Consider the following 21832-nt stretch of genomic DNA (forward strand, 5'->3'; position numbering starts at 1 on the left):
TCAATCGTATTTCCATCATAAGGGATCAATCTTAAAAATAAATGAGATTTCGCTAAAAAAATGAATAGTGACCTTTTTCCAAAAACGCACATACATTTAAAGAAGAGGAACGTCATGAAAGGGGAGCGATCAAATGAACGAACATTTTCAACCACCGATGCGAAAAAAACGCGACGAGGAACCTTTCCAGCGGTTGCGCGAGATGGTGGATCAATTTTTTGACGAACGTCCGCTAAAAAAAATGTTGGAAACGCTTGATGAATATTTCCACGAAACGTTTTCCCGTTCCTACATTCCGATTGATGTCCACGAAACCGCAACGGAGTATGTAATCACCGCCCATCTTCCAAATGTCAAGCGCCAACAAATCCAACTCGAGTTTGATGATCAGCTGCTTCATCTTACCGTTCACAATGATGAAATTATCGAATCGGCAGACGACCAAAAACACATCTACAAAAAACGGCGCATGCATCAACATACGACCCGAACAATTCCTCTTCCTTACCCCGTGACAGAAAAAGAAATTAAAGCATCGTTTGAAAACGGAGAGCTCGTGATTAAACTGCCGCAAAAGAAAAAGTTTATCGATATTGATTGAGGGCGCAGACATGCGCCTTTTTTTATGGAACAAACGAGTGTATTCCCTAAATGTTTAAGCTTCACACATTCACGGTCGATTCCCTTCTAAACCGCTCGTTTTCTTTCACTCTACACTGCTTCTTATAACACATAGCTGGTCCATGTCGCCGATATTGGCTCGGCATTCAGCCAAGGCGACCGCGCTGCTAATTATAACACCCTATCCTATATTTTTTACGATACATACTTTTTTACTCATTGATGGACTCTAAAGATAAGGAGGGGTTAGAATATGAAAAATTTTGATTCATTGAACGACCGGATTATTGCAGAGCCGTCGGAAGAACCAAAAATCGTGATTAAAACGAATTTAGATCCGAAGCAAATAACGGAGGAAAATCCATACGCACCGAAAAAGGGACGCGTCACCCCAGCGTTTGAATCCTTTTTTAAAGGAGACGAAGCGTGATGGAAACGACGTTAGCTTACTTGCGGGAAACATTATCCAATTACCTCGATTATCATAGCGACATTCCGCGCCGCATTTACAAAAAATTGCTTGAACAATCGTATGCGAATGAAGAAGAGTTTGTCCAACATTTATCGCAGCAAGAAATCGCTTTTTTAGACCGGATTTTGCCGCATGAAATTCGCTATGCGATGAATGAACAGGACCAAAAACGCGCTCGCCAATTGAACGAAGTATACGAACTTTTATTTTAAACCGGCCATCCTCCTGGTGTACGGAGGATGGCCCCGCTATTTCTTGAATGCGCCCACCAATCCTTTTAGCACTCCCCCGACTTGATTCACCGTGTTGATCATTTGCCCCATTGTATTCATCATTTTATTAATATCATACGTTCCGTCTGAACTTTTAAACTGTGCCATAATCGACTGAATGCCGGATGGAGGCGGTGCCAATACCGGGTTTGGCTTTGGATACGGGGTTGAATACGTCGTGGCCCCCGCATGCGCCGTATGTTGCGTCGGCCACTGTTGAAGCGGTTGATACGGATTCAACTGATATTGATGCGGCGTATACCAGCCCGCATGATGCGGCCAATGAGAAACCGATGATGGAAACGGAAGACGATATACATACGGATATTGATACATGCGCAATCCCCCACTTTCTAGGCTGCCATCATTATATGTGCGGAATCGAAGAAAGGTGAACCGAGGACGTGTCATAAGTTGTCGGAAGTTTCAATTTTTTGAATTTATATTCGATATTGATTTTCATGATAAGATGAATAAAAACAAAATATTGTGAAGGGAGCATGCATAATGAACGCCGCACAATTGAGAGGCAAATTCATTGCGTTGAAAAATCATGAACCAGCCGACATGAATGGCCTTCTTGATTTCGCCCGCCAAATGTATTTGCGCGGAGAAATCTCGATTGCCGAATATCGCGATATCGCTCGGGAGCTCGAATCGGCGGGCGCTTATCAACCGGAATGAGACAATAATAAAGATAGCGATCTGTAACGATTCGTTTGCAATGCATAGTTCCCCTGCTCCTGCGGCACAGTAAGGAAAAGGGGGTGCTATCATGGGCAGAGGCGTTCATTTTCGCCACAAACTGAAAGGGCATGAACACGAACCGCCGCAACATGGAAACAACGTTCCACCAAAACAAACAGAGCGGGTCGAATACGAAATTGGAACGGTGGCGACTGAGGAACATGGTCCTATTTCGGTCAAAACGGAAAAAAACTTATAAAAATAAAAAAGGCTGTCCGCTGTTTGGGGATAGCCTTTATTTGTCGCTATTTTCTTCACTTAATCTCTTCTTAACAAGCAGAAGCGTATACTCAATCGATTGATGAAACTGCTTTATACGCCGAAGCTTGTTCGACGGATAAAATGCCTCAATGGCGATTTTTTCAATATTTTCGCCTGCCGCCTCGATTTGCTGCAGGTGAACGTGCTTCGGTCGTGCCGATTCGATCCACACCAGCGCCTCTTTTTTCCATTCATCGACTACCTGTTTGACCTCATCGGCAAACGGTTTCACCTTGCTGAAAAAATCGGGCTGTTCGGCGGTCTTGGAGGTTTGCTCGGCGATTTGCCAAATCGCATCGTTATACTTAAGCAATTGCTCTGTAAGTTTTGCTAGCTGTGGTGACATGCTTCGTCCTCCCCTTTTTGGAGAACATTATACAAAATGTAATTTCGATGGCACAAACATTTTTTCCTCTCCTTCATCATCTAGCTGCTGCTCGACGGTTTCTAGTTGCGCCTTCAGCTCGGCAATTTGCGCCTTCTCGCTTTCGCACTGTTCATTTATTAAATCATCGATCACGCGATCCATCTTATCCTCAATTTGCTGCATCAGTTCTAAAATTTCTCCTAACTGTTTTTCCACTGCCTCTTTTTTCACCCATCGCATCAGCGATTCCTCCCATCACCCGTTTGCTTTTAAACATTCGCCATTTTCTTTTCGCTCCCTTCACACCTGACAAAACTAGAATCTTTTCGGCAAAGAAAGTCGTCTTTTTTATTTATTCGTGCAATTTCGACATTTCCTTTATACACCCCTTTCTTTCTTTCGTGTGGTATAATAAAAAACATTCAAAGGAGATGAGAACAATGGCATTCAAATACCCCGGCGGAAAAGTGTACAAAGGGAAAGAAGAGCGCAGCTTGCGCGGCCCGGTTGATCCGAATTATGGAAACCGAGGGATGACGTTAGAAGAAGATTTAAACGCAACTAACGAATATTACCGTCAACACGGCATCGCTGTCATTCATAAAAAGCCGACGCCTGTGCAAATTGTGCACGTCGACTATCCGAAACGGAGCGCCGCCGTCATTAAAGAGGCGTATTTTAAGCAGCCGTCGACGACTGACTATAACGGCATCTTCCGCGGCAAATACATCGATTTTGAGGCAAAAGAAACAAGAAACCTAACATCTTTCCCTTTACAAAATTTTCATGAGCATCAAATCCAGCACATGAAAGAGGTGCTCGCGCACGGAGCGATTTGTTTTGTCATTTTGCGTTTTTCATCCCTTGATGAAGTATATTTGCTCGATGCATCACATTTGCTCGCCTTTTGGGAACGAAAGCAATCCGGGGGGAGAAAATCGATGACCAAGCAGGAGATCGAACAATGCGGTCATTACATTTCACTTGGCTATCAACCTCGAATTGATTATATTAGAGTAGTAGAAAAAATCTACTTTTAGGTAAGAAATTTAAAACATTTCTTACAATTATAAGAAAGGTAGGATTTGCTTATGTCTGGTGATTATCGTTCTCGCGTAGAACGGAAACAAGCAGCGAAACAAGCAGCGAAACAAGCAGCAAAGCAGCCGAAGCAAACGAAAGCGAAAAAACGAAAGACAGCTTCATGGTTTAAAACGATTGTGCTTACATTTGTGATATTGGTGATGGTTGGCGTCATCGGCGGAATCGCCGCTTTTGCCTATTTTATCAAAGGCGCTCCGCCGCTTGACGAAGCGAAAATTAAAGACCCGTTGTCATCGACTGTTTACGATATGAACGGGCATAAAATTGCCGAGCTAGGAGGCCAAAAACGCACATATATTTCTTACTCGGATATTCCAAAAGTGCTCGAAAATGCGGTGCTAGCCACCGAGGATGCCCGGTTTTACCAGCACCACGGCGTCGATTTAATTCGCCTTGGCGGAGCTGTTGTTGCGAACGTAAAAGACGGGTTTGGCGCGGAAGGCGGCAGTACGATTACGCAGCAAGTCGTCAAGCTTACGTTCCTTTCGCCCGAAAAAACGCTCAAACGCAAGGCGCAAGAATTATGGCTATCGCTTCGCCTTGAACAAAAATACTCCAAACACGAAATTTTGGAGATGTATTTAAATAAAATTTATTATTCAAACGGTGTTTACGGCGTCGCTAGAGCGGCCGAATTTTACTTCGGCAAAACGAATTTAAAAGACTTGACGCTGCCGGAAGCGGCGTTGCTTGCGGGCCTGCCGCAAAGCCCGAACAACTACAACCCATATGAACATCCGGAAGCAGCGAAAAAGCGTCGCGATGTCGTCTTGTCGCTGATGGCGCAACACGGCTTCATTACAAAAGAAGAAGCGGAAAAAGCGAAGAAAGTGCCAATTGCATCGATGCTCGTAGATCGGAAAAAACATCAAGATTCGTCAACTATTCAGTACGATTCATTCATCGACGAAGTAATTAGGGAAGTAACTGATCAAGCGAACGTTAACGTATACGAAGACGGCTTGAAGATTTATACGACGCTTGATCCAAACGCGCAAGACTATGTCGACAACTTGCTTGACTCTAATGAACTATTTACTAACAAAAAAGATTTGCAATCAGCGATCGCTTTAATCGACACAAAAACCGGGGAAATCCGCGCGCTTGGCGGCGGACGCGACCAAAAAAATGTGGCATTCGGCTTCAACTATGCGATCCAACCGGTCGGACAGCCAGGTTCGACGATTAAGCCGATTTTAGACTACGGTCCAGCCATTGAATATTTAAAATGGTCCACAGCCCATCAGCTTGTCGACGAACCGTACCACTATTCAAACGGTACGCCAATTAAAAACTGGAACGGCCAATACGAAGGTGCGATGACGATGCGGATGGCTCTCGCCAAATCGCGCAACATCCCAGCGCTCAAAGCGCTGCAAGAAGTTGGCTTGGACCGCGCTAAACAGTTTGCCAATAGACTTGGCATGGGCTTTGACAAAATTTACGAATCGTACGCGGTTGGGGGCCTTGAAAAAGGCGTATCGCCGCTGCAAATGGCCGGTGCGTACAGCGCCTTCGGCAATAACGGTGTGTACATTAAGCCGCATGCGGTAACAAAAATCGTCTTCCCGGACAACACAGAAATGGATTTAACGCCAAAGCCGAAAGTAGCAATGAGCGATTATACAGCGTACATGATTACCGATATGTTAAAATCGGTCGTTCAATACGGTACAGGTACGCTCGCGAACGTTCCAGGATTGCATATCGCCGGAAAAACGGGAACGACCAACTACGACGACGAAACGGCCCGCCAACTCGGACTTCCTAGCGATGCAGTGCCGGACAGCTGGTTTGTCGGCTATACGCCTAACTATACCGCAGCCGTATGGACCGGCTTCAGCAAGAAGAGCGGTACGGCGAACTTGTCGATGTACGAACAAAAGCTGCCGCGCCTATTGTTCAAGAAAGTGATCGCGCACGTCGACGGCGGCGGAAAAGATTTCCCAATGCCGCGAAGCGTTGAAAAACTGCCGATCAAGAAAGGAACGAATCCGCCAAAACTAGCAGGAAAATATACGCCAGCAAGCGAAATTACGTACGAATGCTTCGTAAGGGGCACACAGCCGACTGAGGTAGCAGAAGATGTGAAACCAAATTCGCCGACGAATTTGCAAGCGGCATATGACCCTGTGTCCGATACGATTTCTCTTGCATGGAAGTATGACAACAATACCGAAAATATGGCATTTGAGGTGCATATGAAAAACGACAAAGGCGAGTCGAATATCGTTCCGACGGCCGATTCTTCGCTAACAATCAGCCACCCAACGAAGGGAGCGGTTTATACATTTGAAGTATACGCAGTAAGCAAAGACGGACAAATAAAAAGCAGTCCGGCTACCGCGACCGTACAAGTGCCAGGCGACAGCCAAAACGAACAGAATGGACAAAACGGGCAGAAAAACGGACAAAACGGAAATAACAATAACAACGGACAGAATGGACAAAACGGCGGAAACAATGGTCAAAACGGAAATAATACTGGCGGAAATACCGGAAATGGCGGAAACAACGGGCAAAACGGAGGCAACAATACTGGCGGAAGCAATAATGACGGGCAAAACAACACTGGCGGAAATACGACACCAACATTGCCGCCGACAAATCCAATAACACCGCCGCAACAAAACAATAATAACAACTCGACAAGAAGCCGCTAACTTAGCTTCCGGTCATACGATCAAAAAGGGATGTCTCAACGAGGAGACATCCCTTTTTTCATGATCGACTTTTGTTTGTAAAACAGCTTCTCCGCTTCTTCAAACAGCTTGTCCAACTGTACGAATGAATGGTACGCGTCGCACCGGTCAAAAATAAATTGAAGCCGTTCCACGCAATTGATTGGCACAAGCGGCAGCAGTTCCAGTTCATTGCGCCATGTGCGCACATTTTGCGTTCGTCTGCCATTCAGCCAAAAAAGCAATACAATCAAATAGGACAACCCTCGAATCATCGGCGCTCGTGCCGCGGCTCGATCCCTTTGAGAAAAATAAGCTTTTAACTGTTCTTTCTCTTCCTTCCATAGCTGAAACAAAGGTGGCAGCGACTTCTCTGTTTGTTCCCAAGGCGCAGGCTTCGCAGAAACGATGTCATAATAAAAATAGACACGTTTCATCATATAAGGAAACAGCGCAACCTCTTGTTCCTCAATCATTTCCCCTTCTCGAAAAAATAACGGGTGCGCAAACTCAATCGGCACGCGCTGCACTTTCGTTCCGCCCTCTCATCCGTTTTTTCCCTTCTCTACATAGCTCAAGAAGCGGGCACACTTCACACTTCGGCGCTTGCGCTTTGCAATGGTAGCGGCCGAAAAAAATGATGCGATGGTGCGTAATCGACCATTCTTCTTTTGGAATTTTCCGCATGAGCGCCTCTTCCACCTCAAGCACCGAGTCCTTCCAGCGGCAAAAGCCAAGGCGTTTACTTACCCGCTCAACGTGCGTATCAACAGCGATGGCCGGAACGCCAAAAGCAACCGATGCAACGACATTGGCGGTTTTTCGTCCAACTCCCGGCAGCTTCATCAATTCATCGCGGTCGTTTGGCACTTGTCCACCATACTGTTCAATAAGCAGCGCGCATAACTTTTGAATATTTTTCGCTTTGTTGCGGTACAAGCCGATGGAACGAATGTCTTGCTCTAGTTCTTCAAGCGGAACCGCGATATAATCTTCGGGTGTTTTATATTTTTCAAACAAATGTTTTGTTACTTTGTTAACAAGGGCGTCTGTGCATTGCGCTGACAAAACAACAGCGATCAATAATTCAAATGGGTTGCGATGCACAAGCTCGCAATGCGCATCTGGAAACATTTCCGCTATCTGGTCTAGGCAGTAGCGAATTTGTGGACGAGTCAGCAAAAAAATCCCCCCTTCTATTTTACATAGAAAAGCGAGAGACAGCCGCCTCTCGCTCACGATTCGAGCCAGTTGTAAAACGTCACGGTTTGCCTATGCTCTGTTGGCTGCGGCAATTTGCTTTTCAACTGATGCTTGCGAAATTTTTTTCCATGATCTTTCGCTTGCTCAATCGTGCGGATTCCGTTCTTTTTCCATTCGAATAAAATGCGGTCAATGTAGCGAAAGTTCAGTTTTCCAGACAATACCGCCTCGCGAAGTGCCGCTTTAACGATCGCCGGATCATGACCATCTTGGTCGATCCACATCGTTAACGTTTCGCATTCAAACGGCGACAACGGGCGGCCAAATTCTTGTTCAAACATCGTATAGACGCTTTGTTCCTCTTCTTGCCGCTCTTTCTGGCCGCTTGCCGCCAATTCGGAAACTAAATAATGCACAAGCTTCTCCCAAAGCGGCTTCAGCGAGTATTTTTCGCTTAAAATGGCTTGATCGACTTGTTCTTCAATCGAAACAAATCCTTTTTGCATCAACTTTCGCAACGTTTCCATACATTGCGCCGGCGTTAAAGTCATTTTTTCCGCAATCTCCGCCGGAGTCGGAAACCAAACCCCTTCCTCCATAAATGAATGCAAGTGTAAAAGCAGCATAAATTCCACTTCTGTTAAACCGAGCCGCTTGTAATGATGCAAAAGCAGCTTCGGAATCGAAATACTTCCATGCCCGAGCCATTCCGCCATCTTTTCTTTATCCATCAGAACACACCTCAATTATATTATACCATGAACAGCAGACATTGTTGCCAGCAAGAGCGACAAACATTGCCAAACAGAAAAACTCTTATTCTGCGTTAGACGCGACTGCAGCATTTTTTTTATGAAAGAAAACCCCCCAAAAAAGGGGGGGATTTAAGCGATTGGCAATTATCAAATTTCTTGCGCCGCCGACAAAGGCGGCCGGTCCGTTCGCTTCGGGCAAGCGAAGACGTGCGGCCGCTTGCTTACCCGCATGCAATCTGCGTCTTCTTTATTATGGATACAGACGGTTTAACAAGCGCGGGAACGGAATTGTTTCACGAACGTGCTCAACTCCGCAAATCCAAGCGACCGTGCGCTCAAGCCCTAAGCCAAAGCCTGAATGCGGCACCGAGCCGTATTGGCGCAATTCTAAATACCATTTGTACGCGTCCATTGGCAAGTTGTGTTCCTCTAAGCGCTGTTTCAACAGCTCATAATCGTGAATGCGCTCGGAGCCGCCAATGATTTCGCCATATCCTTCCGGCGCGATCAAATCGGCGCACAGCACGACATCCGAACGGTTTGGATCCGGCTGCATATAAAACGGCTTCAACGTTGTCGGATAGTGTGTAATAAATACCGGCTTGTCGAAGCTTTCCGCGATCGCCGTCTCATGCGGTGCCCCAAAATCGTCGCCCCATTTTATATCATCGAAGCCTTTCTCTTGCAGAAACTTAATCGCCTCATCATACGTAATGCGCGGAAATGGTGCTTGAATGTTCTCAAGCTTCGTTGTATCGCGGCCGAGCGTTTTCAATTCGAGTTGACAGTTTTTCAATACGGATTGAACGATATATGATACGTACTCTTCTTGTACTTTTAAATTGTCTTCAAACTCGTAAAACGCCATTTCCGGCTCGATCATCCAGAACTCGATTAAATGGCGGCGCGTTTTTGATTTTTCCGCGCGGAACGTCGGACCGAATGAAAACACTTTTCCGAGCGCCATCGCTGCCGCTTCCATATAAAGCTGGCCGCTTTGCGAAAGATATGCATCTTCATCAAAATATTTTGTATGGAACAATTCCGTTGTTCCCTCTGGCGCGCTGCCCGTTAAAATCGGCGGATCGACTTTCACGAAACCGTTGTTGTTAAAAAATTCATACGTTGCGCGAATGACTTCGTTACGAACTTTCATAATCGCGTGCTGACGCTTCGAGCGCAGCCATAAATGGCGGTGATCCATTAAAAACTCGACACCGTGCTCTTTTGGTGTAATCGGATAGTCAACCGCCTCGTGAATGATTTCCAAATTCGTGACCGACAGTTCGTAGCCGAACGGAGATCGTTCATCGACGCGAACCACACCTGTTACATATAAAGACGTTTCTTGCGTCGCTGATTTAGCGATTTTGAACACATCTTCTGCCACCTGAGACTTTTCGACAACCCCTTGAATAAAGCCTGTCCCATCGCGCAGCTGCAAAAAGGCGATTTTGCCGCTTGAGCGCTTATTCGCCAGCCAAGCGCCGATCGTCACTTCTTGCCCTACATATTTGCTTACTTCTGCAATCGTTGCTTTCACCGCAAACTCCCTCCAACATTTGTTCAGAAAACTATGTATGCGTAACGTATATTATACCTTTCCTAATGAAACGAAGCAATAAAAAAGTGCGTCTCTGTTGCAACGCACGTGACAACATTTCCATGAACCTCCCCCACCTACACTTCGTTTAGAGGCGGGAGACTTCTTTTGGAAAGACGTTAAAGATACTTGACGTGGTCGAACGCTCCAAGTCTGCTTGCGGCGTTTTTCGTATCGAATACAAGCTTCGCGTTTGCAACAATCACATCTAACGGAAGGTTCGAATGATCCACTAATAGCAAAACGCAATCGACCGAGCTGATTATATCGCTAGTTAATTCAACACTGTCATATTGCTGGCCGTGAAGCGTTAAGCGAGGAACGAAAGGGTCGTGGTAAGAAACGTTCGCCCCTTGTTCGATGAGTAGTGACATAATATGAACGGCGCTAGATTCCCGCAAATCATTTACATCTTTTTTATACGTTACACCCACAAGCAATATCGATTTGTCTTTTAATGTCGAAGCATCGAGCAAGCGGGTGAGCCGGCTTAGTATATAATGCGGCATGGAGTCGTTCACTTTTTTGGCTATAGTAATGAATTCTACATCGCTTCCGATTTCTCTTGCTTTCCATTGCAAATATAACGGGTCAACTGGAATGCAATGCCCCCCGATGCCCGGCCCCGGATAAAAATACAGATTTCCGTAAGGCTTCGTATTAACCGCCTCAATGACTTCCCACACATTAATGTTCATCTTTTCACAGAATCTTACAATTTCATTTACAAAGGAGATGTTGATAAACCTTTGGCTATTTTCTGTTATTTTTGCCATTTCTGCCGCGCGCGGCGAAGAAACCGGAACCACTTTTTGATAAATCGGTGAATAGAGCGCGGTAATTTTTTCGAGACATGCTTTGGTAACCCCGCTAATAATTTTCGGCATTTCCGTCAAATGAAATCGTTTATCCCCTGGGTTGATCCGCTCCGGCGAATAGGCTAGGTAAAAATCCTCCCCCACCCTTTTGCCGTTTCCTTGCAGTATAGGAAGCAGCACCTCCTCCGTCGTTCCGGGGTACGTCGAACTTTCAAGTACCACTAATTGCTTATTTAACAAAACTGGCTCGAGATGCTGTCCGGCTAACTGAATATATTTGAGAATAGGTTCTCCTTTGTCATTAACAGGTGTAGGAACACAAATAATAATCGCATCCGTGTCGGTTAGCTTGCTATAGTCCTCCGTCGCCTCAAAATAACCGCAAGCCATCAGCTGTTGAATTTCGGCGTCGTCTAGATCGGAAATATAGCTGATTCCGGCGTACAAATGTTGGATTTTCGCTTTGTCTACATCGACACCTACGACATGCAGGCCGCGCTCCGCCAACAATTTTGCGAGCGGCAACCCTACATATCCGAGCCCGATCACACCAACAGAACTAAAACTCATCGTTTTGTATCCTCCTTTCCTAAAAACGCATTTTATTAAGATACGGAGACTTTTCGAATAATTTTGTTGGCTAAGGAAAGAGCGGCGAGACCATCTTGTCCGGTCACTTTAGGTGCTTCGTTCCGTTTGATCGAGTCGATAAAATGAATAAGCTCCATCCGTAACGGCTCGAGATCTGGTACGGATATGTTTTGAATCGCCCCTTGTTCAACTAGACTCGATTTTTGAATACACTTATTTAGCAGATCCGCCACTATAATAGATTCTTTTGTAATGACACGAATCGTTCGAACTTTTTCAGCCGCTAAGAAACTCGCGGTCAATTGGGCGATGATGCCGTTTTGAAATTTTAATAGCGCTGTCGCATGTCTTGTATAATTGTTGCGCTGTTTGCCGAGCGCATAAAAGTTTTGTACTTGATCCCCTAATAGATAGAATAGAATATACACATCGTGAATCATCGAATCGCTCACAACATCGACATTCATGACTTGCGGTTCTTGCGGGCGCAAACGGCTAATTTCTATGCTAATAATCTCCTCATTATTTAATAGCTGTTTCAGAACTTGCACAGTCGGATTGAACAACTCGATATGCCCGACTTGAAGCGTCACGTTTTTATCTTTTGCTTTCTCAATTAGTTTTTTGGCTTGCTGAATTGTTTCTGCAATCGGCTTCTCCATTAATACGTGCACACCTTCGTTGATACATTGCAAACCAATTTGGTAATGTAAAGAGGTAGGAACCGCAATTGATACGATATCGACTTGTTTTAATAAGTCTTGCAGCGAGCGGAAAGCTGTAACTCCATATTGTTTTGCTACGCTATAAGCGCGTTCGTAGTCCACATCGTAAACGCCGACAAACTGGCAATCATCCGTTAAAGAAGCATACACACGGGCGTGATTCTTCCCCATTGAACCAACTCCAACTACTCCTGCTCTCAAGGTCATTTCACTCCTTTCAATGGGTTTCGACTCATTTGCCTACAGCTGTTGATAAAGATTGGCCAGTTGTTTGGCAATAACTGATGCGTCATGATGTTTTTCCACATATTCTCTTCCTTGCATCCCTAACTCTTGCAATTGTTCCGGATGTTCCACCAATTCTTTTAACTTCTCATACAAGTTTTTCGGACTGGCATTCACAATCGGCAGACCTTCCGGATACGTCTCGACAAGTCCTTCACGAATATGGCATACAACAGGTTTTCCTAGAGCCATTCCTTCAAGGCTTAAGATTCCAAAAGAGCCGATACACATTTGATCGATAATGATGTCGGCCCGTTCGTACATACGAAGTGCTTCTTCATGAGGCACTTTGCGAAGAAGCTGGAAGTCGACAGGGTATCCCTTTTTTGTAAGCATTTTAATCGCATTTTGCACATACATCGTGCCCTTAATCACTGGATGCGACGGTGCATGGACAATCACGGGAGTTTTGATCGCATCGGATGGATAGACTGGTGCAAATTTTTTTAAATCGATCGCTTGGCGGATGATATGAACGTACTTATAAAAATCTTGAACGTAAGGAAGCAGCTCATAATCCGCTACGATAGCATGGTCAATAAAACTGGATAGCTTTTGCAATTCAGCAACAATTCTTTTTTCATTCGGGTATTTTACGCGCACATAAGGATTTCCGAGTTTGCGGGCGATAGAAAGCCGTCTAACGTCGGAGCCGCGGTGCTGAACGATAATCTTTTTTCCTAATTTCTTTAAATACTCCAAATCGCTATGATCATCAAAAAATGTCATGCCAAAATGAAAGTGGAATACGTCAAATTCCTTTACAGCCTGTTCAAAAAATTCTCTTTTCACTGATTCATGATCTGATTTCGAAATTTTTTGTAAATCTAAACATATATCTGGCTGAAATTGAAAATTCGATCTACGAAAATGACACGATGTGGCCTCTATTCCAATTTCTCTTAAAGCTGCGCATAATGTTATCATTTGTCCGCCGTACGGCAGATGAAGAACTTTCATTTTCACCTCTCCTGCTCCCACTACAAATGTGTCTGAAATATATTATTAAAATATTAAATTCTCTCATTTTAGGTTAGGGCTTTTGTGCAAAAAATTGGAAATGGTTCATAGCCCAGTTACTCTTTCATTCTTACCAATCATTTCATAACATGCTTATCCGATGAAAAGCGCTCGTTCATATGAAGGATGCAAAAGGGAGATTCATTGATTAAAATTTTAGAAGCTATAGTATAAAGGTAGGCTATTTTAAGGAAGCCCTAGCTAGCTGCCAGCCAGAGCGTTAGTAAAAAAAAACACTAGAGGGGGGATGATAGGGGCTGCAAAATTGTTCATTCAAAAAAGCAGCCAACACGAATGATCTATGTTTGGGGGTGCCCCCTTTAAGCCGATATGTTATCGAACCTAAAGAGGGACGGGGCAACTATAAAATATACCTTGCCCCCGTAGCCAAAAGACGTTCGTATATATTGAGAAGACGCTTCTCCATATGCTCCCAACTATAAATTTCTTCCATAATTTTTCGAGCGTTGATGCTCATTGATTTTAACTTATGCTTTTTCTTATGGAGATAAAGAAGCGCTTTTTTGTAATCCTGCACAGTTGCATTCTCTTTGTCAATAACCATTCCGCAATGATAAGTTTGGATAAAACGCTCCATTTCCGGACATTTATTAACAATCACCGGAACACCGTTATTGAGAAAGCTAAAAAACTTATTTGGCAGTGCGAAAGCATGATTGAGCGCATTTTGCACTTCATAATCGATCCAACCAACTTCTATTTCTTTCATTTCCTCAGGGATTTTATAGTAATCAACCCAGCCGGCCAGCTCAATTTTGTCCTTGACATCGGAAGGGATGATGTTCTTTTCATTATGCCTCATTCCCCCGATAATCTTAAACTTAAAATCTACTTCTTGACTGCACTCACGCGTAATTCCGATAATTTTATCTATGCTTCCCCTGCTGCTAGTTATATTTCCCTCATAACCGACGACTAGCTTATCTGTACTAAATTGTTTCGGCTTATAATCAGTAGCTAAAGGTGGCGAGTTATAAATCACACCTACCGGTAACGATGGGTCTAATGTTAAATACCACGCCTTCATCGAATCGGAAACAGCAATAATATAATCTACTTCTTTTAACATCATCTCTAAAATCTCGTGCAAATCTTTTTTTCGATTTTCCGCCATAGCACCAAACGGATCTGGCACGATTTCATGGCTATCGTAAATCAGCTTAACAGATTTGCCTTTCGCCTTCATGGCCCGCTTAATCCCGACGCCTGAGTAAAGGGATAAATACTCCTGAGCATGAAAAATATCGGCGTCTTGTTTTAATCCTTCCTGCGTTAAAGGATCGAGAAACGAACTATACTCACCTGACTTCAAATTTTGGATCATTTCTGGAACCGTTGCTCTTCCAGTATAGCCGTCATAAGTTACAATTTTTATTTTTTCATGTACAAAAGTTCGTTCGAGAAAACGATCCTTAAAAGGGGTTCCGTCAATATCAAATAAATAGCCGTCCTTTCTCGGCGCTATGATCGTTACATCATGGCCATTGTTCACTAAGCTCATGGCCTCTTTTTTAAAAACTCTCGCATCCAAAAACGGGTGATAGGCTACTAGCATACAAACTTTAGCCAACTTGATTCCTCCCTTTGAGCATTAGCACCGCCAACTATCTTAAGTTTTTATATATTTCGATCAGTTTGTCGGCTGCGTTATCAGCATCATGGAATTTTTGCGCATAATTGCGGCTTTGAATGCCTAACTGCCTCCGCTTTTCCGGATCTTTAATCAAATCCTCAAGGACATGGGCAACTGTATCGGGAGTGGCATTGACGATAGGAAGATCCGGGTATTTGTTTCGAAGATCGTCACGGATAAAACAAACAACTGGTTTTCCAAGAGCCATCGCTTCAATACTGAACAATCCATAATCACCAATTCTCAACTGATCAATGACAATATCGGCTTCGCGATACAATCTCTGGGCCTCTGCATGAGGTAGTTTTTCAATTAATGCAAATCGAAAGTTTAGTCCTTTTTGTCGTAAACGTTCCACAGCATTCGTGACATATTCTGTGCCTTTTAGCATTCTGTTGCTTGGCGCATGTATTAATAACGGGCTAGAACAAGTTGTTTCTGGATAAACTGCTTTCATTGAACGCACATCGACCCCGTTGGGGATATAATGAATATTTTTATAATATTTTTCTATATAAGGAAGTAACTCAAAGTAAGGAATAATGGCATCATCCACATATTGTGACAAACGTTGCAGATTTTGCTGAATTCGTTCTTCTGTCCAATATGGCTTCACCTCGACATATGGATTGTTAAAGCTTCTCGCAATCGACAATGAACGCACCTCGGAACCGTGGTGGTGAACGATCAGTTTCTTTCCTTTTCGCTTCAATATTTCGAGATCGCTATTATCTGGTAAAAACGTAAAACCGAAATGAAAGTGGAAAAGATCATATTCATCCATCGCCTTATGAAGAAACTCTGTCATTTTGTTTACTCGTTCATTTGGTGGCACATCCTGCAAATTTAAACAAATATCTACGGAAACATTCGAGGAGTGTTTATAGAAGTGGCATGTAGTTACATCCATTCCCTTACGTGTCAAAGCTTCACAAAGGGGAATCATCGACAGCCCGTCGGTTAAATGCAAAACTTTCATTCATGATCGCCCCTTTTCGGTGCCTGCTTCTTGTTTTCCATAAATTTTTTAATGTGAGAGATGATATATCGCTGTTGTTCGGCAGTCAATTCTGGAAACATCGGAAGCGCCAATGTTCTCTCTGATGCCGCTTCGGCTACAGGCAAATCTCCTTGTTTATATCCGAGTCCAGCAAATACGTTTTGCAAATGCAGCGGACATGGGTAATAATGGCCTGTGGCGACACCGACACTGTTCAAATATGCAGACAATTCATCCCGTTCCTTGATTTCGATCATATACATATGGTATACATGGCTGGAATCGCTAGTAGTATGCGGCACTCCAACACCTAGGGCACTTAGCTGGTCAGAGTAGAAATCGGCCCGTTCTTTTCGCAATTTGTTCCATTCATCCAGCTTCTGCAATTTAATGCGCAAAATAGCGGCCTGAAGCTCATCGAGCCGGCTGTTGTAGCCGATCGCCTCATGATAGTATTTGCGCGTGCTTCCATGATTCGCGAGCAAGCGCACCTTTTTAGCAAGATTTTCGTCGTTCGTCAAAACGAGCCCGCCATCACCGTAGCCGCCCAAATTTTTTGTAGGAAAGAAAGAAACACAGCCAATATGTCCGATGCTTCCGACACGTCTTCCTTTATACGTAGCGCCCAATGCTTGGCAAGCATCCTCGATAATATATAAATGATGTCGTTGAGCGATGTCGAGAAACGCGTCCATATCAGCCGGTTGGCCGAAAATGTGGACAGGAATGATCGCTTTCGTTTTCGGAGAAATTTTCGCCTCGGTCTGTTCCGGCGATAAATTGTATGTCTTATCGTCTATATCCGCGAAAACCGGAGTCGCTCCGACCCTTGCGATCGCCTCAGCCGTAGCGAAAAAAGTATAGGGAGAAGTAATGACTTCGTCGCCTGGCCCAACTCCGCACGCCTCTAGCGCCAAAATAAGCGAATCTGTACCGTTAGCGGTAGAAATCGCGTATGTTGCTTCGGCAAATGCCGCTATTTCTTGTTCAAAACGCTCTACTTCAGACCCGGACACATAAATGCCGCTGTCCATTACCGCCCGAATGGCGTCCAGTATCTCTTCTTTTAACGACAAATATTGTGCGCGCAAATCGATTAATGGAACCTTCACGATTGATCTTCCTCCCCTGACTGCGGTAAATGAACCGTTATAGGCTTGGCAGGCACGCCTACAACCGTGATGTTGTCGGGGACATCTTTCGTCACAACAGACCCCGCTCCAACGACTGCGCCTTTGCCGATCGTGATTCCTGGAAGCAATGTGGCATTATTCCCGATGCTCGCTTTTTCTTTGATTCTCGGGCCCGCCAGTTCATAGGGTTTTCGATCCATATATTTATCGTTTGACGTCGATACTTCCGGTCCAATAAACACGTCGTCTTCAATCACCATATCCGCAGTAATATAAGCCCCCGTTTGTATGAGACAGCGGCTGCCAATAACGGTGCGGCATTCAACTGTTGCGCTTCTTCCGATGACAGTCGAATGTCCAATACGCGTTCTTTCACGGATGCTCGCTAAATCGCCGATCATTGTTCCTTCCCCTAACTCCGTTCCGGCATATATAATGACGCCATTGCCAATACGGCTCCCCTTCCCGATTACAAGCGCCCCTTGCTGAGATACGTCATGCTTCACCCTAGCATTTTTAAAAGGCTGGCATCCTAAAACGGCATTGCAACCGATCGTGACATCATCGCCAATGATCGTACCAGCTAATATTACAGAGTTATGTCCGATTTGAACGTTTTCTCCAATGACCGCTCCTTGTTCAATGACAACATGATGTCCTATCGATGCGGAAGATGGTATATGAACGGTTGCGTCAATCACACATGTCACGCTCCTTTAATAAATTCATATGGAAAATTTCTACTATCTAACAACTATCATATTAATCGAATATGTTTTTGTAACGGTGATTGCATCATTCATCTATAAATATAAAAAAATGGTTATATAAGACTGCTTTCCATAGTATTTTCTTATATATTCACTACTACAAATAGTTCTATATTACCATTTTGGAAATATTTGTACATATACCTAAATCAACTATTCGCGTTAGCGCATATCGTATTATCGAACATCTACTTATTCTACCAACGCTTTTTGGGAGGCTATCGACTACATTTATGAAGCTGTTAAGAAAAAGTGTAGCTAGCATTTGTGCAACCATTTTGGAACTGATCCATTTTATAAAAGGAGGGAGAAATATGAGTCATAAAAGAACAGTGGTGCTTGTGACGATCGATCCGCTGTCGCCAGAACACACGGTTATCGGTTTTTCCGGCGCCACAGATGCTATTGATTTTGCGCCAGTCGGTTGTGGCGGTGGAGGTGTACTGACAGCACTTTTTAGAGCAGATTTTAGAATTCAAGAAATTGTTGCGGGAGATAACTACATTCACTATGTCCTAAGCAACAAACATTTTGGCAGAGGGGATCAGGAAACACTTCAAGAGGAGCTCGACGCTCTTGGCTGCGAGCAGATAACATAGTGACAACATAATTGATCCTCGCTTTTTCGTCAAAATAAGAAGAAGCCAATAAACATCAAGAGTCAATACATGCCACTTTTTTAGGAATCGAACAGAGCAGCCACAACATCGTAAGCATAAAAAAGAGAGGGCCAAGCTGGCACGAATGAAGAAGCTTTGTTTGCAGAAGCGGAATATTAAAGAGGAAAGTATTAAAATCATTATCGCTTTCTATATAGAAAAAACAAAAGCAGTCTGAGAGAGAGGATTTCATCCCCTCCTCCCAGCTTGCTTTTTTCAGTATGAATACAAACTTCTTACACTTTCAATTATTTGTTGGCTTTCTGCTCCATAAACGCTTTGATACGTTCGATTGCTTTTTCCAAAACGTCAAGCGATGTCGCATAAGACAAACGGACGTTGTCAGGGGCGCCGAAACCCGAACCTGGCACGAGCGCCACTTTCGCTTCCTCAAGGAGCGCCGCGACAAGCTCATCGACGCTTGCGTAGCCAGCCATCGTCGCCGCTTGGCGCGCGTTCGGGAACAAGTAGAACGCTCCTTGCGGTTTCACGCACGTAAAGCCTGGGATTTCAATCAATTTTTCATAAATGATATTGAGACGTTGTTCAAAGGCTTGGCGCATTTCCTCGACAGGCTCTTGCGGCCCATTGTATGCAGCAATTGCCGCATATTGGGCGATCGATGTCGGGTTGGACGTGCTGTGGCTCGCTAGGTCTGTCATCGCGCGGATAATCTCCTTATCCCCAGCCGCATAGCCAATGCGCCATCCCGTCATCGAATGCGATTTTGACAAGCCGTTAATGATGATCGTTTGCGCTTTTAACTCTGGAGAAAGCTGGGCGATCGACACGTGGCGATGATCGCCGTAAATAAGCTTTTCGTAAATTTCATCAGACACAATTAAAATATCGTGCTCTAAACAAATTTCTCCAAGCGCCTTCAACTCTTCCTCAGTATAAATCATTCCCGTCGGGTTGCTCGGCGAGTTGATGATGACCGCTTTCGTCCGCTCAGTAATTGCAGATTTTAACTGTTCAGGGGTAATTTTAAATTCATTTTCTTCAAGCCCTTCAACATAGACAGGCACTCCGCCAGCGAGCTTCACTTGCTCCGGATAGCTGACCCAATACGGCGTCGGAATAATGACTTCATCGCCTTCATCTAAAATCACTTGGAACAGCGTATAAAGAGCATGCTTGGCCCCAACGCACACAATAATTTCCGACGGTTCATAATGAAGGCCTTGATCTTGCGCGAATTTTTTCGCAATTTCTGCGCGCAAAGTCGCCAATCCTTCCGACGGCGTATATTTTGTATGCCCCTCGTTCATCGCTTTGACAGCCGCATCGATAATATGTTGCGGCGTATTAAAATCCGGTTCGCCGGCGCCTAGACCGATCACATCGTGCCCGGCCGCTTTCAATTCTTTAGCTTTTGCCGTGATGGCAAGCGTCGTAGATGGAGTCAGCGACGCCACTCTTTTTGCTAGTTTCATCATCCATGTCCCCCTCGGTTATTGTTGAAAACTGTATCTTTTCAAAAAAGTACCGTCTTCAAAGCTGATGTAATAAAATGAATAGCGGTTGTTTTGGTCGATATATGTCAGCTCCCAAAGAGGTACTTCTTTTTCCATCCCAAGCTTTACAGAAACAATTCGCTGTGGATGCCGCTGTGCTTCCAACTTTTTGATCGCCTCTTCGCGCGTAATGCCGCTTTGGGCCCGTTTCACAATGATGCGCCCCTTTTTCTCCGGCACCCAGGCGATTTTCTTCGTTCCTTTCCGGTCGGTGCCGACGAATACAACATACGTTTTTTCGCCATAGTATGTATAGACATCATCAATATGCGCAAATCGCACTTTTTCCTCGGCCCGTTTCCTCGCCGTTTCAATAAGTGGTTGTTTCGACTCCACCGCCGCGTGGTACACGCTCACCGTCTGCCAAATGGCGATGCATAAAAAAATAACTAATAAAATGCTCCACTTTTTCATATACACCACATCTTATGTACGGTAGATGGTAAAAACCGCTTTATTTTGATCTTTCGCGTCAAGCGCCAAACCAAACATTAAATCGTTCTTTTTCAACGTTCGATTCAAACAATCGACAATTTTATATAAATCAGGCGAGTTTTGCACAGTGACGGTGGCCAATACTTCAATTTTGCTCTCCATTCACATTTTCCTCCTCTATGCCACAAATTTTGTTACTCATAGGAACGGCGCGTTGCGGCCACACTATAAATACAACAAGTTTCTGTTGTATCTTCCCATAATTATAACAGGTTCGTTGTACAATTCCATAAAAAAATTTCCCCCACCTACATCTTATGAACCTGCGGCGCAGCTGTGCGCCGCAGGTTTTATTTTAAAAAGTAATCATTTCATAACGCGATAAGCTGCATTTCATCATTAAAATGCCGGAATGGTGTACTTGATAAATATCGATCCATAGTTGATACAGCTTATCTAACAAATGCTGATCTGGCTGAACGCCGTCCTTGCGAAAAATAATTGCCGCCTGCGGATCCATGCTCTTTAACAACCGCATGCTTAAATGGTCACGCGCCGCAAACTGCGCCACTTTCAATACATTCACATCTCTGAGCGGAAGCGCCATTAGCTTCTCTGTTACCGCTTTGCCGTCGCTAGCCATATACAATAAGCAAAGCCGTCCGTATCGAAAACGAATCGTTAAACGGCCATTATCGTCCACCGCAAGAACGTCCGCCAACAGATGAGGAAACAGCGTGTGATGCTCCCCTTCTTTCCAAACAGACGTAATCCCTTTGGCTTTTACGCCGGCAACGACCTGTTTGGCATGATAGCGCCGTTTGTATGCGGCAAAGGAAGACGAAAAATCCGGATGAACGTCCGTTAACAAAATCGTGTCAAGCTGTCCGATATGGAGACGGTTAAGCCACGTCCGAATTTGTTTATCGCTTCCTTTTCCCCCCGTATTGATCAGCACAGCTTTTCCTTCCGCATTTTTCATAAGCATCGCTTCTCCGTTTGAAAGCGGAAGACAAACGATTGCCATCTCTCCATCTTCGAGACGCAAATCAATTTTCTTTACCGCCTGATCGAACGGTTCCTCGGCAAAAATCCCTAACGATAACGACATGAGAAGCCATAAAAAAATTTTCAACGAT

Annotated in this window: 26 protein-coding genes; 8 read left to right on the top strand and 18 right to left on the bottom strand. The window is 44.4% G+C overall.

Going from position 1 to position 21832, the window contains the following annotated elements; all coding sequences use genetic code 11:
- Nucleotides 1-133 precede the first annotated feature (133 nt).
- From N667_RS0104905 to N667_RS0104915, 3 genes are all read left to right on the top strand, one after another.
- On the top strand, nt 134-601 hold the full coding sequence (locus N667_RS0104905) for an Hsp20 family protein (protein ID WP_027408527.1): 468 nt from the start codon (nt 134-136) through the stop codon (nt 599-601).
- 273 nt (nt 602-874) lie between these two features.
- Nucleotides 875-1051, top strand: coding sequence for a hypothetical protein (locus N667_RS19945; RefSeq protein ID WP_198020516.1), 177 nt, complete (start codon nt 875-877; stop codon nt 1049-1051).
- The gene (locus N667_RS0104915) at nt 1051-1305 is read left to right on the top strand and encodes a sigma-G-dependent sporulation-specific acid-soluble spore protein CsgA (protein WP_027408528.1); all 255 of its coding nucleotides are present in this window, start codon (nt 1051-1053) and stop codon (nt 1303-1305) included. The genes N667_RS19945 and N667_RS0104915 overlap by 1 nt, the downstream gene beginning before the upstream one ends.
- Before the next feature lie 36 nt (nt 1306-1341).
- On the opposite strand, the gene N667_RS0104920 is transcribed toward N667_RS0104915, so the two are convergent.
- Nucleotides 1342-1701 carry a YppG family protein gene (locus N667_RS0104920; protein ID WP_027408529.1) on the bottom strand — a complete coding sequence of 120 codons (360 nt, stop codon included), beginning with the start codon at nt 1699-1701 and terminating at the stop codon, nt 1342-1344.
- A gap of 171 nt (nt 1702-1872) precedes the next feature.
- Between N667_RS0104920 and N667_RS19315 the strand changes: the two genes are divergently transcribed.
- Nucleotides 1873-2049 carry a YppF family protein gene (locus N667_RS19315; protein WP_084278908.1) on the top strand — a complete coding sequence of 59 codons (177 nt, stop codon included), beginning with the start codon at nt 1873-1875 and terminating at the stop codon, nt 2047-2049.
- A gap of 91 nt (nt 2050-2140) precedes the next feature.
- Nucleotides 2141-2311: a hypothetical protein gene (locus N667_RS19950; RefSeq protein ID WP_198020517.1), complete on the top strand. Its 171-nt coding sequence runs from the start codon at nt 2141-2143 to the stop codon at nt 2309-2311.
- A 36-nt stretch (nt 2312-2347) separates the two neighbouring features.
- Here N667_RS19950 and N667_RS0104935 read toward each other — a convergent pair whose 3' ends face one another.
- Nucleotides 2348-2719 (bottom strand): YppE family protein, encoded by a 372-nt coding sequence (locus tag N667_RS0104935; protein ID WP_027408530.1) that lies wholly within the window; start codon nt 2717-2719, stop codon nt 2348-2350.
- Nucleotides 2720-2746: 27 nt separating this feature from the next.
- The gene (locus tag N667_RS0104940; RefSeq protein ID WP_035098069.1) at nt 2747-2980 is read right to left on the bottom strand and encodes a hypothetical protein; all 234 of its coding nucleotides are present in this window, start codon (nt 2978-2980) and stop codon (nt 2747-2749) included.
- Nucleotides 2981-3180: 200 nt separating this feature from the next.
- On the opposite strand from N667_RS0104940, the gene recU reads away from it, so the two are divergent.
- Nucleotides 3181-3780, top strand: coding sequence for a Holliday junction resolvase RecU (recU, locus tag N667_RS0104945; protein ID WP_027408532.1), 600 nt, complete (start codon nt 3181-3183; stop codon nt 3778-3780).
- 51 nt (nt 3781-3831) lie between these two features.
- Entirely contained in the window at nt 3832-6507 is a 2676-nt protein-coding gene (locus N667_RS0104950; protein WP_027408533.1) for a PBP1A family penicillin-binding protein, read from the top strand.
- A 35-nt stretch (nt 6508-6542) separates the two neighbouring features.
- On the opposite strand, the gene N667_RS0104955 is transcribed toward N667_RS0104950, so the two are convergent.
- The 11 genes from N667_RS0104955 to N667_RS0105010 form a co-directional block, all read right to left on the bottom strand.
- On the bottom strand, nt 6543-7055 hold the full coding sequence (locus N667_RS0104955; RefSeq protein WP_027408534.1) for a YpoC family protein: 513 nt from the start codon (nt 7053-7055) through the stop codon (nt 6543-6545).
- Nucleotides 7036-7707, bottom strand: coding sequence for an endonuclease III (nth, locus tag N667_RS0104960; protein WP_027408535.1), 672 nt, complete (start codon nt 7705-7707; stop codon nt 7036-7038). The genes N667_RS0104955 and nth overlap by 20 nt, the downstream gene beginning before the upstream one ends.
- 53 nt (nt 7708-7760) lie before the next feature.
- Complete coding sequence (locus tag N667_RS0104965) at nt 7761-8459, bottom strand: DnaD domain-containing protein (RefSeq protein WP_027408536.1); 699 nt, start codon at nt 8457-8459, stop codon at nt 7761-7763.
- A 274-nt stretch (nt 8460-8733) separates the two neighbouring features.
- Nucleotides 8734-10026 (bottom strand): asparagine--tRNA ligase, encoded by a 1293-nt coding sequence (gene asnS, locus N667_RS0104975; protein ID WP_027408537.1) that lies wholly within the window; start codon nt 10024-10026, stop codon nt 8734-8736.
- Nucleotides 10027-10205: 179 nt separating this feature from the next.
- A complete protein-coding gene (locus tag N667_RS0104980) occupies nt 10206-11474 on the bottom strand; it encodes a nucleotide sugar dehydrogenase (protein WP_027408538.1) in 1269 nt (422 codons plus the stop codon).
- A gap of 35 nt (nt 11475-11509) precedes the next feature.
- Complete coding sequence (locus N667_RS18300) at nt 11510-12427, bottom strand: Gfo/Idh/MocA family protein (RefSeq protein ID WP_035098073.1); 918 nt, start codon at nt 12425-12427, stop codon at nt 11510-11512.
- Between the two features lie 33 nt (nt 12428-12460).
- Nucleotides 12461-13465, bottom strand: coding sequence for a glycosyltransferase family 4 protein (locus tag N667_RS0104990; RefSeq protein WP_027408539.1), 1005 nt, complete (start codon nt 13463-13465; stop codon nt 12461-12463).
- 421 nt (nt 13466-13886) lie between these two features.
- A complete protein-coding gene (locus tag N667_RS0104995; RefSeq protein ID WP_027408540.1) occupies nt 13887-15116 on the bottom strand; it encodes a glycosyltransferase in 1230 nt (409 codons plus the stop codon).
- A gap of 34 nt (nt 15117-15150) precedes the next feature.
- A complete protein-coding gene (locus N667_RS0105000) occupies nt 15151-16158 on the bottom strand; it encodes a glycosyltransferase family 4 protein (RefSeq protein ID WP_027408541.1) in 1008 nt (335 codons plus the stop codon).
- Nucleotides 16155-17291 (bottom strand): DegT/DnrJ/EryC1/StrS family aminotransferase, encoded by a 1137-nt coding sequence (locus N667_RS0105005; protein ID WP_027408542.1) that lies wholly within the window; start codon nt 17289-17291, stop codon nt 16155-16157. Before N667_RS0105005 ends, N667_RS0105000 begins: the two co-directional genes overlap by 4 nt.
- Nucleotides 17288-18013, bottom strand: coding sequence for an N-acetyltransferase (locus tag N667_RS0105010; protein ID WP_051529964.1), 726 nt, complete (start codon nt 18011-18013; stop codon nt 17288-17290). The genes N667_RS0105005 and N667_RS0105010 overlap by 4 nt, the downstream gene beginning before the upstream one ends.
- Before the next feature lie 383 nt (nt 18014-18396).
- Between N667_RS0105010 and N667_RS0105015 the strand changes: the two genes are divergently transcribed.
- Nucleotides 18397-18681 (top strand): hypothetical protein, encoded by a 285-nt coding sequence (locus N667_RS0105015; protein ID WP_027408544.1) that lies wholly within the window; start codon nt 18397-18399, stop codon nt 18679-18681.
- 308 nt (nt 18682-18989) lie between these two features.
- Here N667_RS0105015 and N667_RS0105020 read toward each other — a convergent pair whose 3' ends face one another.
- The 4 genes from N667_RS0105020 to N667_RS0105035 form a co-directional block, all read right to left on the bottom strand.
- A complete protein-coding gene (locus N667_RS0105020) occupies nt 18990-20177 on the bottom strand; it encodes a pyridoxal phosphate-dependent aminotransferase (protein WP_027408545.1) in 1188 nt (395 codons plus the stop codon).
- Nucleotides 20178-20195: 18 nt separating this feature from the next.
- Complete coding sequence (locus tag N667_RS0105025; protein ID WP_027408546.1) at nt 20196-20672, bottom strand: DUF5590 domain-containing protein; 477 nt, start codon at nt 20670-20672, stop codon at nt 20196-20198.
- 12 nt (nt 20673-20684) lie between these two features.
- On the bottom strand, nt 20685-20855 hold the full coding sequence (locus N667_RS19320) for a YpmA family protein (protein ID WP_084278914.1): 171 nt from the start codon (nt 20853-20855) through the stop codon (nt 20685-20687).
- A 193-nt stretch (nt 20856-21048) separates the two neighbouring features.
- Nucleotides 21049-21828: a hypothetical protein gene (locus N667_RS0105035; RefSeq protein ID WP_051529965.1), complete on the bottom strand. Its 780-nt coding sequence runs from the start codon at nt 21826-21828 to the stop codon at nt 21049-21051.
- Between the last annotated feature and the right edge of the window lie 4 nt (nt 21829-21832).

The organism is Anoxybacillus tepidamans PS2, from assembly GCF_000620165.1.
Classification (GTDB): Bacteria; Bacillota; Bacilli; order Bacillales; family Anoxybacillaceae; genus Anoxybacteroides; species Anoxybacteroides tepidamans_A.

What these genes read in the sequence shown, in the direction of transcription:
- N667_RS0104905 (WP_027408527.1), top strand. Translation starts at nt 134, where the DNA reads ATGAACGAACATTTTCAACCACCGATGCGAAAAAAACGCGACGAGGAA.
- N667_RS19945 (WP_198020516.1), top strand. Translation starts at nt 875, where the DNA reads ATGAAAAATTTTGATTCATTGAACGACCGGATTATTGCAGAGCCGTCG.
- N667_RS0104915 (WP_027408528.1), top strand. Translation starts at nt 1,051, where the DNA reads ATGGAAACGACGTTAGCTTACTTGCGGGAAACATTATCCAATTACCTC.
- N667_RS0104920 (WP_027408529.1), bottom strand. Translation starts at nt 1,701, where the DNA reads ATGTATCAATATCCGTATGTATATCGTCTTCCGTTTCCATCATCGGTT.
- N667_RS19315 (WP_084278908.1), top strand. Translation starts at nt 1,873, where the DNA reads ATGAACGCCGCACAATTGAGAGGCAAATTCATTGCGTTGAAAAATCAT.
- N667_RS19950 (WP_198020517.1), top strand. Translation starts at nt 2,141, where the DNA reads ATGGGCAGAGGCGTTCATTTTCGCCACAAACTGAAAGGGCATGAACAC.
- N667_RS0104935 (WP_027408530.1), bottom strand. Translation starts at nt 2,719, where the DNA reads ATGTCACCACAGCTAGCAAAACTTACAGAGCAATTGCTTAAGTATAAC.
- N667_RS0104940 (WP_035098069.1), bottom strand. Translation starts at nt 2,980, where the DNA reads ATGCGATGGGTGAAAAAAGAGGCAGTGGAAAAACAGTTAGGAGAAATT.
- recU (WP_027408532.1), top strand. Translation starts at nt 3,181, where the DNA reads ATGGCATTCAAATACCCCGGCGGAAAAGTGTACAAAGGGAAAGAAGAG.
- N667_RS0104950 (WP_027408533.1), top strand. Translation starts at nt 3,832, where the DNA reads ATGTCTGGTGATTATCGTTCTCGCGTAGAACGGAAACAAGCAGCGAAA.
- N667_RS0104965 (WP_027408536.1), bottom strand. Translation starts at nt 8,459, where the DNA reads ATGGATAAAGAAAAGATGGCGGAATGGCTCGGGCATGGAAGTATTTCG.
- N667_RS0104980 (WP_027408538.1), bottom strand. Translation starts at nt 11,474, where the DNA reads ATGAGTTTTAGTTCTGTTGGTGTGATCGGGCTCGGATATGTAGGGTTG.
- N667_RS18300 (WP_035098073.1), bottom strand. Translation starts at nt 12,427, where the DNA reads ATGACCTTGAGAGCAGGAGTAGTTGGAGTTGGTTCAATGGGGAAGAAT.
- N667_RS0104990 (WP_027408539.1), bottom strand. Translation starts at nt 13,465, where the DNA reads ATGAAAGTTCTTCATCTGCCGTACGGCGGACAAATGATAACATTATGC.
- N667_RS0105000 (WP_027408541.1), bottom strand. Translation starts at nt 16,158, where the DNA reads ATGAAAGTTTTGCATTTAACCGACGGGCTGTCGATGATTCCCCTTTGT.
- N667_RS0105015 (WP_027408544.1), top strand. Translation starts at nt 18,397, where the DNA reads ATGAGTCATAAAAGAACAGTGGTGCTTGTGACGATCGATCCGCTGTCG.
- N667_RS0105020 (WP_027408545.1), bottom strand. Translation starts at nt 20,177, where the DNA reads ATGAAACTAGCAAAAAGAGTGGCGTCGCTGACTCCATCTACGACGCTT.
- N667_RS0105025 (WP_027408546.1), bottom strand. Translation starts at nt 20,672, where the DNA reads ATGAAAAAGTGGAGCATTTTATTAGTTATTTTTTTATGCATCGCCATT.
- N667_RS19320 (WP_084278914.1), bottom strand. Translation starts at nt 20,855, where the DNA reads ATGGAGAGCAAAATTGAAGTATTGGCCACCGTCACTGTGCAAAACTCG.